Annotated in this window: 8 protein-coding genes; 7 read left to right on the top strand and 1 reads right to left on the bottom strand. The window is 71.6% G+C overall.

The genetic code is table 11. The features are described 5' to 3' along the window. The first annotated feature begins 199 nt into the window (after window positions 1–199). Window positions 200–889, top strand: coding sequence for a methyltransferase domain-containing protein (locus tag ACZ4MU_RS22370; protein WP_467879330.1), 690 nt, complete (start codon window positions 200–202; stop codon window positions 887–889). Between the two features lie 50 nt (window positions 890–939). Here the strand turns inward: ACZ4MU_RS22370 and ACZ4MU_RS22365 are convergent, their stop codons facing one another. Continuing rightward, window positions 940–1407, bottom strand: coding sequence for a MarR family winged helix-turn-helix transcriptional regulator (locus ACZ4MU_RS22365; protein ID WP_467879328.1), 468 nt, complete (start codon window positions 1405–1407; stop codon window positions 940–942). A gap of 434 nt (window positions 1408–1841) precedes the next feature. On the opposite strand from ACZ4MU_RS22365, the gene ACZ4MU_RS22360 reads away from it, so the two are divergent. The 6 genes from ACZ4MU_RS22360 (at window position 1842) to ACZ4MU_RS22335 (ending at window position 14504) form a co-directional block, all read left to right on the top strand. After that, a complete protein-coding gene (locus tag ACZ4MU_RS22360) occupies window positions 1842–3053 on the top strand; it encodes an MFS transporter (protein WP_467879325.1) in 1212 nt (403 codons plus the stop codon). A gap of 261 nt (window positions 3054–3314) precedes the next feature. Continuing rightward, window positions 3315–4973 (top strand): tannase/feruloyl esterase family alpha/beta hydrolase, encoded by a 1659-nt coding sequence (locus ACZ4MU_RS22355; RefSeq protein WP_467879322.1) that lies wholly within the window; start codon window positions 3315–3317, stop codon window positions 4971–4973. Between the two features lie 476 nt (window positions 4974–5449). Continuing rightward, the gene (locus ACZ4MU_RS22350; protein ID WP_467879319.1) at window positions 5450–10039 is read left to right on the top strand and encodes a HAMP domain-containing protein; all 4590 of its coding nucleotides are present in this window, start codon (window positions 5450–5452) and stop codon (window positions 10037–10039) included. Between the two features lie 76 nt (window positions 10040–10115). Beyond that, the gene (locus ACZ4MU_RS22345; RefSeq protein WP_467879316.1) at window positions 10116–12638 is read left to right on the top strand and encodes a SpoIIE family protein phosphatase; all 2523 of its coding nucleotides are present in this window, start codon (window positions 10116–10118) and stop codon (window positions 12636–12638) included. Between the two features lie 174 nt (window positions 12639–12812). Beyond that, window positions 12813–13484 (top strand): HEAT repeat domain-containing protein, encoded by a 672-nt coding sequence (locus ACZ4MU_RS22340; RefSeq protein ID WP_467879314.1) that lies wholly within the window; start codon window positions 12813–12815, stop codon window positions 13482–13484. A gap of 3 nt (window positions 13485–13487) precedes the next feature. After that, the gene (locus tag ACZ4MU_RS22335) at window positions 13488–14504 is read left to right on the top strand and encodes a MerR family transcriptional regulator (RefSeq protein WP_467879311.1); all 1017 of its coding nucleotides are present in this window, start codon (window positions 13488–13490) and stop codon (window positions 14502–14504) included. Window positions 14505–14541: the final 37 nt, after the last annotated feature.

The following is a 14541-nucleotide window of genomic DNA, read 5'->3' as shown; positions in this document are numbered from 1 at the left end:
CGGCGGGGCCGCCGCGCCCGGGCGGGCCGGCCCCCCCGGGCGCCCGCGGGGGTTGGCGCCCCGGGGCGCCCGACGTGTGCGTGAGCGCAGAGCCGCACGGGTCGTACGCCAGCCCTCCGCAATAGGCAGCAGGGGTGATAATCTGCCGTGCTGTCAGTTTGCTCAAGGTTCTTCCCGGCATGCGGAGGTACGAGCGCGGATGACCGACTGGGCGGAGTACTGGGACCGTCGCTACACCCACGGTGACATCGGCTGGACGCTCGCGCCCCATCCGCTGGCGGTCGCGGAGCTGACGCTGGTGGCGCGGGACGCGCCTTCCGGTCCGGCGGCGGCGCGGCCGCACGCTCTCGATCTCGGCGCGGGTGCCGGACGTCATACGTTGTGGCTCGCCCGACGCGGCTGGCAGGTGACGGCCGTGGACATCTCGGCGGTGGCCCTGGAGCGTATGCGCCGGCAGACGGCCGAGGAGGCCGAGCTGGAGGTGACGACCGTCCTCGCGGATCTGGATTCCTACGAGCCGCCGCGGACCACCTTCGACCTCGCCCTCCTCACCTACGTCCACATCGAACCGGCCCAGCGGGCGGCGCTGCTGGCCCGTGCGTCCAGGGCGCTGGCCCCGGGCGGACGGCTGGTGATCGTGGGGCACCATCTCGACAACCTCGGTACGGGCCTCGAAGGGCCGTCCGATCCGGAGTGCATGTACACCCCGGACCGCCTCCGCGCGGAGCTGCCGGACCTACGCGTCGAACGCGCCGAGCGGGTGGTGCACACCGTCACCACCTCGACGGGCGAACGCGAGGCGTACGCCACCGTGATCAGGGCTTGTCGGCCCGGGCACGCGGAGGGTTCCGCCGCGCGGAGCGGACGCGACGACGGGGGTCTCGGCTGACGGGCCAGGGTCGCCGACCGCTCACCCGCCTAGCGCCACTCCCCTCCCTCTCAGACGCCGGGGCGGCACACCACGAGACGTACGAGCAGCGCCCGCAGGGCTTCGCGTTCCTCGGTGGACAGGGGCCCCAGGAACTCGCGGTGGACTCCCGCCAGCACCTCCTGTGCCTGCCGCAGCCGGAGGAGTCCCCGTTCGGTCGGATGAAGTGAGAGGGTCCGGCGGTCGGGTCCGCGCCTGCGCTCCATCAGACCCATCCCCTCCAACTTGTCGATCAGGGTGACGATGGTCATCCGGTTGATGCGGAGCTTGTTGGCCGCCGCCCGCTGATTGATCCCCGGTTCGGCCGCGACCACGCTCAGCACGTCGAATTGACGCGCCGTCACCTGGAGCGGCGACAGGTCGCGCTCGACGGAACCCGTGACCGTCCGGGCCGCTTTGCACAGCAGGAAGCCGTGCCACTGCAACAGCCCTTCGCACAAGGGGGGATCGGTGACGCGGAGTTCCTCGCCCACGGTCATTCCTCCGGCTCCTCCGACGAGCGCCAGGTGCAGCGCGCGGTCTGCCCCGACGCACCCGCCGGACCGGCCGGCGGCACGCCTGCGCGCCTCGGGTCCGACAGCGGCACTGACTGCCTTTCAGACAGAAGACCAATGGCTTTGAGACACGTCAAGCCTTCAACGGCGGCCGACGCGGGCATGTGTCCCGCACTCCGGCGCGTGACCGGTCGGACCGAGGGCGCGTTGCTCCCACGGGAGGCCCGCGCGGGCTTGTCGGTGCGCCGCACGAAGCCGGGCGCCCCGCGTTGACGATTCCACTCGGCCGCCCCATACTGACCCATCAGATTCTCTGACTATCAGCGCTAGTGATTAATTTGCCTTCCGGCAGCCATGGAGGCGCGGGTGCACGCGAGAACCGCAGCCCGACAGCAGACCACCGAACCGGAGGGTAGGCAGTGAACAAGCGCACCACCGACGCCCAGGACATGCGACTGATCTACGCAGGCTCCTTCCTCGGCAACTTCGACCGGATCGTGATCACCCCGCTCCTGCTCCCCGCCTCCAAGGGCCTGGGCGTCAGCCTCTCCTCCGTCACGATCGCGCTCACCGCCTATCTGCTGCTGTTCGGCCTGATGCAGCCCATCCACGGCCTCGTCTCCGACGTGTACGGGCGCGTACCGGTCATGCGCGTGGCGCTGCTGGGCATCTGTGTCGCGGACCTGGTGTCCGCCCTCGCCCCCAACCTGGGCGTCCTCATCCTCGGACGCGCGCTCGCGGGCGCGTCGGCGGCCGCCCTGCTGCCGGTGATGGTCGCGTACGTGGGTGACCGGCTGCCGTTCGCCCAGCGGCAGCGGACCGTGGCGAGCGTGCTCGCGGCCGGGGCCGTCGGCACGGCCGCCGCGACCGTGGTCGCGGGGGTGTTCACCCACCTGTGGAACTGGCGCGCCGCGATCCTGCTCGTGGCGATCTGCTCGCCGCTGCTCGTCCTCGCTTTCGGCCGTCTGCCCGAGGCGTCCGCCCCGGCGCCCAGCGGGACGAGCGTCTCGGCCCGGCTCGGCATGGTCTTCCGTATCGGCTGGTTCCGGTTCCTGGTGGCCTTCGCACTCTTCGAGGGCGCGGCCATGCTGGGCTTCTTCAACTTCCTCAACACGGCCCTGCAGTCGGGCGGTCACAGCGTCGTCTACGCCGGTCTGGTCACCGGCAGCTACGGCCTGGCGGCGGTGGTGGGCGGCGTGGCCGTGCGGGCCCTGGGCCAGCGGGTGACGGCGGCGACCCACTTCGCCGTCGGCAGCGCACTGCTCGGCGTGGGCTACCTGGTGTGCGTGCCCACCCAGTCGATGCCGACCGTGCTCACAGCCAGCGTACTGTCCGGACTCGCCTTCGCCCTGGTGCAGTCCACGGTGCAGACGTGGGGGACCGAGGTCGCGCCGCCCCAGGTACGCGGCATCGCCACGTCGCTCGTGGCGTGCGCGGTGTACACGGGCGCGGCTCTCAGTACGTATCTGGTGAGCGGGCTGGCGGACGACAAGCACTTCGGTGCGCTCTTCGCGATCGCCGCGGCCGTCACCCTGCCCGTCGCACTCGTCGGGCCGGTCGCCCGCGCACGCTTCTCGGCGTCGCTGGCCCTGCGGAAGGACCAGCCCGTTGCCACCCAGCCGCCACCGTAGGGCGGGGAGTTCAGGGGTGTCCCCTACCGGCGTACGGGGTTGTGGTCGGCAGGAGCCGCACCGACCGGGGGCTGTGTCGGCGCGGAGGGTGGAGGCGGAGGTGGTGGCTGCGGAGCCGGTCGCGGTCGCTGTCGCCATCGCCGTCTCGGTGAATACACCCTGTGGGCCACCGATGTGTGCGCCCACGCCATAGTCCCCTCTCCCGCGGCCTCTCTAATCTGTGCGCGCCCCGTACCTTCCCGCGCACCTCATGGAGCCGCCATGAACAAGGCCGTCGCCATAGCAGGACTCGCTCTCGCGCTCATCGGCACCACCGCTCCGCCCGCGGCGCACGCCGCAGCCGGCCCGGCACCGTGCACCAGCCTGCTCGGCCGTACGATCCCGGCCTCCGTGATCGGCCTGCCGACCACGGGCGGTGAGGTGACGGCCGCGACGCCCGTCGCGGCCACCGGCACCGGTACCGCGGCGACCGGTGCGTACTGCCGGGTCGACGCCGCCCTGCGCCCCGTGGACCCCAGAGCGCCCGACATCCGCCTGCGGGCGGCCCTGCCCGTCCGCTGGAACGGCAAGGCGATGATGTTCGGCGGCGGCGGATACGACGGCACCGTCCCCGACGTCACCGGCAACGTCCCCTTCGGCCCGACCGGCCAACCCAGGCCGCTCGCCCGCGGTTACGTCACCTTCGCCGGCGACTCCGGCCATCAGGCCACCCCCGGCTTCCCGCCGACCACGTCGCTCGACGGGTCCTTCGGCCTCAACGACGAAGCCGTGCGCAACTTCGCGGGCGACGCCCTGAAGAAGACCCGGGACGCCGCCCGGTACCTCATCCGGCTCCACTACGCGGGCGCCGTCCCCGCACACACCTACTTCGCCGGGGGGTCGAGCGGCGGACGCGAGGCGCTCGCCGTCGCCCAGCGCCGGCCGGGGGACTTCGACGGCGTCATCGCCGCCTATCCCGCCTGGAACGCCGCGAGCCTGGACCTGTTCTTCGGATACGAGGCCCAACTCCTCTCCCGGCCCGGAGCCTTCCCCGGCCCCGCGAAGCAGAGCCTGCTCCACCGGGGCGTCATCGCGGCCTGCGACGGCCGGGACGGTCTGCGCGACGGCGTCATCTCCGACGAACGCGGCTGCCACTTCAACCCCCGCACACTGCGCTGCCCCAACGGCGTGGACACCGGCGACACCTGCCTGTCCGACCCCCAGATCCACGCCGTCGAAGCGCTCTCCGCCCCCCTGCGGTGGCACTACCCCCTGGCGAGCGGTGAGCGCGGTTACCCCGGATTCCCCTTCCTGTCCGGCGCGGCCATGACCACCCCCCTGCTCGGCATGGGAGTCGTGGCGCCCGGTCACCCGATGCCGAAGAACAGCGGGTACGGCGTGCAGTTCTGGGACCAGTGGGTGCGCTACTTCGTCACCCGCGACCCCTCCCACAACGCCCTGGCCGTCGACCCGCGCCACCCCGGCGTGTGGTGGCAGCGCATCAGCGATCTGTCGGCCCTCCAGGACGTCAACAACCCCGACCTGCGCCCGTTCGCCCGGGCAGGCGGGAAGCTGCTCATCCTGCACGGCACGGCCGACGAACTCGTCAGCCACCGCTCCACCGCCGAGTACTTCCAGCGCGTCCAGCAGCGCGTGGGCAAGCGCGCCACCGACGCCTTCGCCCGGCTCTACCTCGTTCCCGGCGCCAACCACGCCAACGTCGGTGCCTCCTTCGCGGCGAGCTGGGACTCGTTGAGCGCCCTGGAGGACTGGACCGAGCGGGGCACGCCACCCGCCCGGCCCGTCGTCACCGACGCCAATCCGGCCGCGCACGGCAGGACCCGGCCGCTGTGCACCGCTCCGTCCTGGCCGAAATACACCGGCACCGGCAGCCCCGACTCGGCGGACAGCTTCACCTGCGCCCCCGCATCCCGCCCGTAACCCGCCGGGCGCCTCGCGGGAGGCCGGTGGTGACCGCACCACCAGGGGCAGCGGTGCCGCGCCGGGAACCCCCGACATCGACCCCGGCGGCGGCGCGGGCGCCCGCCCAGTCGCCGGCCGCGCGCCGTGCGGTCGCGGCTATCGCGTCCGTCCTCACTGACTGCATCAGGGCATAGCTGGGCAATTCACCCAACCACTCAACCCCTGACGACAAAGTGTGTCCCAGGTCACGGAAGTGGCGTGATTCAACGCCCGGGAAAGGGGCAAACGTCGCTGGTCACAAACGCGCCCCGTCTGCTTCATCACCGGTCACAAGAACCTCTTGGATCACCTTCCCACTTACGGGCGGCGGGTATCGTTGTACACAGTTTCCTCACGGAAACAGTCGGGGGTTCGCCGGTGTGTGAAGGTTCAACGCCGGTACGGCTCTACGGCACCACCCCATGTCGTACCGCCAGCGTTGGAACGAGGTTGTCATGCCTGAGACGTCGGTTGAGACGTCACGCCCGGTGACCCGGGCCAAGTCGCCGCGTGCCGCCGCGAAGGTCGGCGAACCGGAGCTGCGTCAGCTGCTCGCCGGGCTCACCGCCGTACGCGACGGCGATTTCGGCACCCGGCTGCCCGACGGCGCCGACGGCCTGCTGGGAGAGATCGCCACCGTCTTCAACGGCATGGTCGACCAGCTGTCCCTGTTCACCTCGGAGGTGACCCGGGTCGCGCGCGAGGTGGGCACCGAGGGGACGCTGGGCGGCCAGGCCGACGTGCCCGGGGTGTCGGGCACCTGGGCGGACCTCACCGACTCGGTCAACGCCATGGCGGGGAACCTCACCACGCAGGTCCGCGACATCGCCCAGGTGGCGACGGCGGTGGCGCGCGGCGACCTCTCTCAGAAGATCGACGTGGACGCGCGCGGGGAGATCCTGGAGCTGAAGGACACCGTCAACACGATGGTCGACCAGCTCTCCTCCTTCGCCGCCGAAGTCACCCGCGTCGCCCGCGAAGTGGGCAGCGAGGGACGGCTGGGCGGACAGGCCCAGGTGCCCGGTGTCGGCGGGGTGTGGCGCGATCTGACCGACTCGGTCAACTTCATGGCCGGAAACCTGACCGACCAGGTCCGCAACATCGCCCAAGTGACGACCGCAGTCGCCAAGGGCGATCTCTCGCAGAAGATCGGCGTGGACGCGCGCGGGGAGATCCTGGAGCTCAAGAACACCATCAACACGATGGTCGACCAGCTCTCCGCGTTCGCCGACGAAGTCACCCGCGTCGCCCGAGAAGTCGGCACCGAGGGCAGTCTGGGCGGACAGGCCGACGTCAAGGGCGTGAAGGGCACCTGGCGGGATCTGACCGACTCGGTGAACTTCATGGCCGGCAACCTGACGGCCCAGGTGCGCTCCATCGCCCAGGTGGCCACCGCCGTGGCCAAGGGCGATCTCTCCCAGAAGATCGGCGTGGACGCGCGCGGGGAGATCCTGGAGCTCAAGAACACCATCAACACGATGGTCGACCAGCTCTCCGCGTTCGCCGACGAAGTCACCCGCGTCGCCCGAGAAGTCGGCACCGAGGGCCGGCTCGGCGGACAGGCCGACGTCAAGGGTGTCTCCGGCACCTGGAAGGACCTCACCGAGTCCGTCAACGTCATGGCGGACAACCTCACCGCCCAGGTCCGCTCCATCGCCGAGGTCACCACCGCGGTGGCGCAGGGCGACCTCTCCCAGAAGATCCGGGTGGACGCCCGTGGCGAGATCCTGGAGCTGAAGGACACCATCAACACGATGGTCGACCAGCTCTCCGCGTTCGCCGACGAGGTCACCCGCGTCGCCCGAGAAGTCGGCACCGAGGGCAATCTCGGCGGACAGGCGACGGTACGGGGGGTCTCCGGCACCTGGAAGGACCTGACCGACAACGTCAACGTCATGGCCTCGAACCTGACGGGCCAGGTCCGCTCGATCGCCCAGGTGGCCACCGCGGTGGCACGCGGCGACCTCTCGCAGAAGATCACCGTCGAGGCCAAGGGCGAGGTCGCCGCGCTGGCCGGCGTGATCAACACGATGGTCGACACCCTCTCCGCGTTCGCCGACGAGGTCACCCGGGTGGCCCGCGAGGTCGGCACCGAGGGACGGCTCGGCGGCCAGGCGCGAGTGCCGAACGTCGCCGGCACCTGGAAGGACCTGACCGACAACGTCAACTCGATGGCGAACAACCTCACCGGACAGGTCCGCAACATCGCGCAGGTGACGACCGCCGTCGCCAACGGCGATCTGACGAAGAAGATCGACGTCGACGCCCGCGGCGAGATCCTGGAGCTCAAGACCACCATCAACACGATGGTCGACCAGCTCTCCTCGTTCGCCGCCGAGGTCACCCGCGTGGCCCGCGAAGTGGGCAGCGAGGGACGGCTCGGCGGACAGGCCGAGGTCGAGGGCCTCTCCGGCACCTGGAAGCGGCTCACCGAGAACGTCAACGAACTGGCCGGGAACCTCACCCGGCAGGTCCGCGCGATCGCCGAGGTCGCCAGCGCCGTCGCCGAGGGCGACCTGACCCGCTCGATCACGGTGGAGGCCTCCGGCGAGGTCGCCGAGCTCAAGGACAACATCAACGCGATGGTCGGCTCCCTGCGGGAGACGACCCGGACCAACGAGGAGCAGGACTGGCTCAAGTCGAGCCTGGCCCACATCTCCGGCCTGATGCAGGGCCACCGGGACCTCGCCGTGGTGGCCGAGCTGGTCATGGACGAGCTCACCCCGCTGGTGTCGGCGCAGTACGGCGCCTTCTACCTCGCCGAGGAGACACCGGAGGGCACCCATCTGACGCTCGTCGGCTCCTACGGCCGTCCCGTCGGCCTCACCGGCCACGACCGGTTCAAGCCCGGCGAGTCGCTGGTGGGACAGGCGGCGCGCAGCCGCCGCGTCATCGCCGCCGAGGGCGTCCCCGCCGAGTACATCGGGATCTCCAGCGGTCTGGGCACGGCGTCTCCCGGCGGACTGATCATCCTGCCCATCGTGGTGGAGGAGCAGGTGCTCGGTGTGATCGAGCTGGCCGCCTTCACCCCCTTCACGGACATTCACCGCGACTTCCTCGACCGGCTCATGGAGACGCTCGGCGCGAACGTCAACACCATCCTCGCCAACGCGCGCACCGACGAACTGCTGGAGGAGTCCCAGCGCCTGGCCGGGGAGCTGCAGGCCCGCTCCGAGGAACTCCAGGTCCAGCAGGAGGAGCTCCAGCGCTCCAACGCGGAACTGGAGGACAAGGCTCAGCTCCTCGCCTCCCAGAACCGTGACATCGAGGCGAAGAACCTGGAGATCGAGCAGGCGCGCCAGGAGCTGGAGGACCGCGCCCAGCAGCTCTCCCTCGCGTCGAAGTACAAGTCGGAGTTCCTGGCCAACATGAGCCACGAGCTGCGCACCCCGCTCAACAGCCTGCTGATCCTGGCCCAGTTGCTCGCACAGAACCACACCCGCAACCTCACCCCCAAGCAGGTCGAGTACGCGGGCATCATCCACTCGGCGGGATCCGACCTGCTCCAGCTGATCAACGACATCCTCGACCTGTCGAAGGTCGAGGCGGGCAAGATGGACATCAACCCCGAGCGGGTCCCGATGCGTCCCCTGCTGAACGACATCGAGGCCACGTTCCGGCCGATGACCACGCAGAAGAGCCTCGGGTTCACCATCATCACCGCTCCGGGGGTGCCGGCCGAGCTGTTCACGGACGACTCGCGGCTGCGGCAGGTGCTGCGCAACCTCATCTCCAACGCGGTCAAGTTCACCGAGTACGGCAGTGTCGAGCTGGCCATCGAGCTGGCCCAGGACACGGAGGTCCCCGCGTCGGTGCACCAGGGCGGACCGGTGGTGGCCTTCCGGGTGAAGGACACCGGCATCGGCATCGCGGCCCAGCACCTGGAGGCGATCTTCGGCGCGTTCCAGCAGGCCGACGGCACGACCAGCCGCAAGCACGGCGGCACGGGCCTGGGGCTGTCCATCAGCCGGGAGATGGCCCATCTGCTCGGCGGCGCCATCACCGCGCAGAGCACGCCGGAGGTGGGCAGCACCTTCACGCTGTACCTGCCGGCCTCATCCACCGATCTGATCGCCCAGGTGACCGGCAGCGACGCGCTGAACGCCGCCGAGGAGGCGGTGAAGAGCCTGCCGTCGTCCGAGCAGCGGCAGCTCCTCCCCGTCGCGGCGGATGTTTCCGCCCGCCGCCCCCGGCGGCTGCTGGTGATCGAGGACCGTCAGCGCGGCCTTCTCTCGCTGGTCGCCGAGAGCGCGGTCGCCAACCTGGAGAACAGCCCCGAGCTGCCGGGGGAGCACAGCCACGAGGTGATCACCGTGGTCGGCGCCCAGGAGGCGGCCGCGGCGCTCGCCGCCGACCCCTTCCACTGCGTCGTCCTCGACGTCGACATGGCGAACAGCGAGGCGTGGACCTTCCTCGATGCCATGGACGGCGACGCCGCCCTGCGTCAGGTGCCCGTACTGGCCCACAACAGCCAGCGGCTGAACGCGGAGCAGGAGCACGCGCTCCAGGCGCGGGCGGCCGAGCGTCCGCTGGAAATCCTCTCCAGCCTGGACGAACTGCGCGAGCGCATCGTGCTGCATCTGTCCGCGGAGCAGCCCGGCGACGTCATCGCGCTCGTCAGAGGCGACAAGCCGCGCCATCAGGAGGTCGACGGCGTCGACGAGACCCTCAAGGGCCGTACGGTGCTCGTCGTCGACGACGACGCCCGCAACCTCTTCGCCATCAGCGGCATCCTGGAGCTGCACGGCATCCGCGTCCTGCACGCGGAGGACGGGCGCAAGGGAATCGACACGCTGTGCGCCCATGCCGAGATCGACCTGATCCTGATGGACGTGATGATGCCCGAGATGGACGGCTACGCCGCGACCACCGAGATCCGGCAGATGCCCGAGTACGTGGACCTGCCGATCATCACCGTCACCGCCAAGGCGATGCCCGGGGACCGCGACAAGAGTCTCGCCTCCGGCGCCAGCGACTACATCACCAAGCCCGTGGACGCCAACGACCTTCTGGCGTGCATCCGGCACTGGCTCGGTGCGAAGTGACGCCCGCACCGGCCCGCCGGGCCCTTCCCGGCGTTCTTTGTCCGCCCGTCGTTGACACCAAGGAGTCCCTCGCGCCATGAGTGTCAGCGAGCAGACCGGGGGCCACGCCGAACCCACCGGCGGTGGAGACGTGCCCCCCGGCTCCGACGCGCCGCGGCCGGCTGCCGCGGCCGCCCATGTGGCGGTGCCGGCGCAGAAGGGCGCGGCGACCGCGGACGGCGCGCAGTCGTCGGCCGCGGCCGGGGGCCAGGACGGTGGCGAGGCCGTGGGCCGGCTGGCCGCCACCGTGGAACGGCTGCGCGCCGAGGTCCAGGCCGCCCGGGCCGCCGTCGAGGGCCGCGCCCTGGTCGAACTCGCCAAGGGCGTCATGATCGAGCGCCTGCACTGCGGGCCCGCGCAGGCCGCGCGGCAACTCGCCGAGCTGGCCGAACAGGCGGGCATGTCCGAACTGGAACTGGCCGCCGACATCATCAACGAGGCCGCCCGCGACCAGGTCGCGGCGATCGCCGCCGACTTCGTACGGCGCACGGCCTCGGAGACCGGCGGGGAGAGCGCCACCTCGGTGGCCGTACGGCTGCGGACCGCGGAGAGCGCGGCCCTGGCCGCCAACGACACCCAGGCGGTCGCGGAATCGCTGCTGCAACACGCGCTGGCCCCCCTGGAGGCCGTCGCCGTGGCCGTGTGGACCGCGGGCCGCGACGGCTCCCTGGTCCTCAGCGGGCACGCCGGGTTCAGCAGGGAGGAAGCCGAGCGCTGGCGCTACGTACCGCCCGGCGTGGCGACCGTGGCCCGCCAGGCCCTGTCGAGCCGCACCACCGTGCACCTCGAATCCGTCGCGTCCATGCCGTCGATCGGTCAGCCCGGCTGCCCCGAGGGCGGCCGGGTCGCCATCTGCGCCGGCACCGGCGGCCGCATCCACGGCGTGCTGGAGATCTGCTGGCCCCGGCCGCTGCCCCCGCTCCCCCAGGCGGTCGAGCGGCAACTGGAGGCGCTGGCCGAGCTGTGCGCCCACACCCTGGAAAGCCTGCCCACCCCCTCGCCCTCGGTGTTCCGCTCCGCCGGACACGACCCGGCCGCGGCCGAACTGGTCGATCTGTCCGACGGACTGCACGACGCGGCCCTCGTCCTCACCCCGCATCTCAACACCGACGGCACCCTGGCCGACTTCCGCATCCACCACGCCAACGTCCACTTCAAGGACCCGGCCGGCCGCCCGCGCAGCGCCCTCCACGGCGGACTGCTGCTGGAGACCTACCCCATGGCCATCGGTGGCAGCGACCTCTACAACCACATGGAGCGGGTCTACGCCACCGGCGAGCCCCTGCGCGTCCAGCGCATAGCGCTCACCACGCTCGTCGACGAGGTGCCCCTGCAGGTCGTCGCCGACATCAGCGTCACCCGCCACGGCAGCAGCCTGCTGGTGATCTGGCGGATCGAGGACGACACCGCCCGGCTGGCCAGCCTGCTCCAGCACGCCCAGCGGCTCGGCCGCATCGGCGGCTTCGAGGAGGACCTGGCCACCGGGGAGATCACCTGGAACAGCCAGCTCTACGCCCTGCACGGACGGCCCCTCACCCAGGGCCCCGTCCCCCTCAGGGACCTCGCCGCGCACGCCCACAGCGACGACGCCATCGCCATCGGCCGGTTCCTGCGCACCGTCCTGTACCACCGGCGCTCCTCCACCGTCGCCTTCCGGCTCCAGCGCGCCGACGGCGTCACCCGGCACATCCGCATCGTCGCCGAACCCGTACTGGACAGCGAAGGGCACCTTCTCCGTGTCCGGGGCGCCTACCAGGACATCTCCGCCCAGCACTGGACCGAGGTCGCCCTGGCGGCCACCCGTGACCAACTCGCCCAGACCGCGCAGGAGTCCGCCGAGCGCAACCGGCTGGCGCTGCAGCTCCAGCACGCCATCATGCCCCCGGCCCACGGCCCGCTGCAGGTGTCGGGTCTTCAGGTCGCCGTGCGCTACCGGCCCGCCGAGTCCGAGGCCCTGGTCGGCGGCGACTGGTACGACGCCGTCGTTCTGCCCTCCGGGCACATCCTGCTGTGCGTGGGCGACGTCGCCGGCCACGGCATCGACGCGGCCACCGGCATGGTGGTCCTGCGCAACGCCCTGCGCGGGCTGGCCATGACGGGGGCCGGACCGGGGCAGCTCCTGTCCTGGCTCAACAACGTCGCCCACCATCTGACCGACCAGGTCACCGCCACCGCCGTCTGCGCCCTGTACGACCCCTCCACCCGTACGCTGCGCTGGGCCAGGGCCGGTCACCTCCCCCCGGTACTGGTCCGCACGGACCGGGCGACCGCCCTGCCGCTCACCGGAGGCCTCCTGCTGGGGGCGCTGCCGGAGGCCGACTACGAAGAGGACGAGGTGCAACTGGAGCCGGGCGACACCCTGCTGATGTACACCGACGGCCTCGTCGAGCGACGGGACACCGCGATGCAGGAGTCCCTCACCCAGCTGCTGACCAACGCCCAGACCCCGGTCGACGGCCTCAGCCAGCGCCTGGACCGTCTGCTGACCTACAGCAAGTCGGACACCGACGACGACACGTGCCTCATCGGCATCGAGGTCCTTGAGGAGCCGTCCGCCTGAACGCCGCCCCCCTCGTGACCCTTCGTTCTCTGACGGGTCACGAGGGAACGGCGACGCGGTGTGCGCGCCCGGCGAGGACGCGTCCGACCGGCCGTGACCGCCGCGCGCCCCACCGCCTCGGTTTGACCTTGACACAGTGACAAGCCCTTCACTGCTTGCCGAGGAGGTGGTCCCATGACGATCACGCACCAGGACCCCGATGTGACCCGAGCACTTCAGGAGTTGGCGGACGCCCGCTCCTCCGTACGGCTGCGGGCCGCTCTGGCGGTGGGGACGGCGCCCGACCCGCGCCTCGTGGACGGGCTCGTCGAGCGCTGCGCCGTCGAGCCGGAGATCTTCGTCCGCGAGACGCTGACGTGGGCGCTCACCCGCCACCCGGTGTCCCTGACGCTCCCCGCGCTGCTCCGCGCACTCCGCTCGGAGCGGGCGCAGGCGCGCGGCCAGGCGCTGCACACGCTGTCCAAGATCGGAGACCGGAGGGCGTGGCCCTCGCTCACCCGGGCCCTGCTGAGCGACGCGGACGAGGAGGTGGCGCGGGCCGCCTGGCGGGCGGCGGTCGTTCTCGTACCGGAGGGCGAGGAGCCCGCGCTGGCCGAGGTGTTGGCGACACAGCTCGGGCGCGGTGAGCGGGAGACGCAGCTGAGTCTCAGCCGGGCCCTGGTCGCGCTGGGTGAGGCGATCGTGCCGGCTCTGCGCGCGCGGGCAGCGAGCCCCGACCCACGGGTACGCGCGCACGCGCTCGCCACCGAGCGGCTGTTGCACGACCCGGACGCCGGATTCGGATTCGCCATCGAGGAGGCGAAACGCGCGGTGGCTCTCGGCGGCGGCCGCCAGGAGGGACGATGAGACGTGTTGATCGGTGAGGTGGCGCGACGGTCCGGGGTCAGTGCCCGCATGCTCAGGCACTACGAGTCGCTCGGTCTGGTGCGGCCTTCGGGGCGTACGGGCTCCGGATACCGGGAGTACTCCGGCGCGGACATCCGGCGGGTCTTCCAGATCGAGAGTCTGCGGTCGCTGGGGCTGTCGCTGCGCGAGATCGGGCGCGCGCTCGACGATCCCGGCTCCACGCCCTCCGCGCTCGTCGGCGACCTCATCCAACAGACACGTGCCCGTATCGCGGCGGAGACCGAACTGCTCACGCGCCTGTCCCGGATCGAGGCCGCGGATCCCGACGGCTGGGAGGACGTCCTCCAGGTCGTCGCCCTTCTCCAGGCCCTGGGATCGAAGAGCGCCGACGCACGCCAGCGCGCGGCCCTCTCCTCGGCCCTCTCCTCGGCCGACGACGTGGCGGTGCCGGTCGGGGCCCTGGTCGAGGCGGTACTGCGCGAGACGGACCCGAATGTCGCCGGGGCCCTGCGCTGGGCGCTGGCCCGCTCGGGCGACAGCGGGTCGGCACTGCTGGGGAAGGGTCTCGCCTCACCGGTGGCGGCCGTGCGCGAACGCGCGGTCCGCTGTCTCGCCGAGCTGCCGGGGGACGTGGCCACCGGTCATCTGCGGGACGCCCTGGCGCACTCCGATCCCGCGGTCCGCGGGTGCGCGGCACTGGCGCTCGGGGCGATCGGCGTGGCCGACGCGGTTCCGGTGCTCCTCGACATGATCGTGGAGGGCAGGAACGACACCGACGCCGCCGACGCCCTGAGCGTACTGGCGAGCGACACCGCGAGGGCGGACCGGATCGCGACCCTGCTCGTCGACCGCCTGGCCCGCGACGTCACCCGTCAGCCGGCCCGCGGGCGACTGACCCAGGCGCTGGCGGGCATCCCCGGAGCGACGGCGTCACGCGCCCTCGCGGACCTGTCTCACGACGAGGACCGTGCCGTCGCGCTGACCGCGACGTATCTGCTGCGGCTGCGCGACGCGGGATGACCCCGGTCGGGCTACTGCCGCCGGAACGCGACTCCTT

The sequence above is a fragment of the Streptomyces sp. NPDC026377 genome, assembly GCF_055567715.1.
The sequence above is the reverse complement of the archived record's forward strand: the minus strand, read 5'-3'. Positions and strand labels throughout refer to the sequence as shown.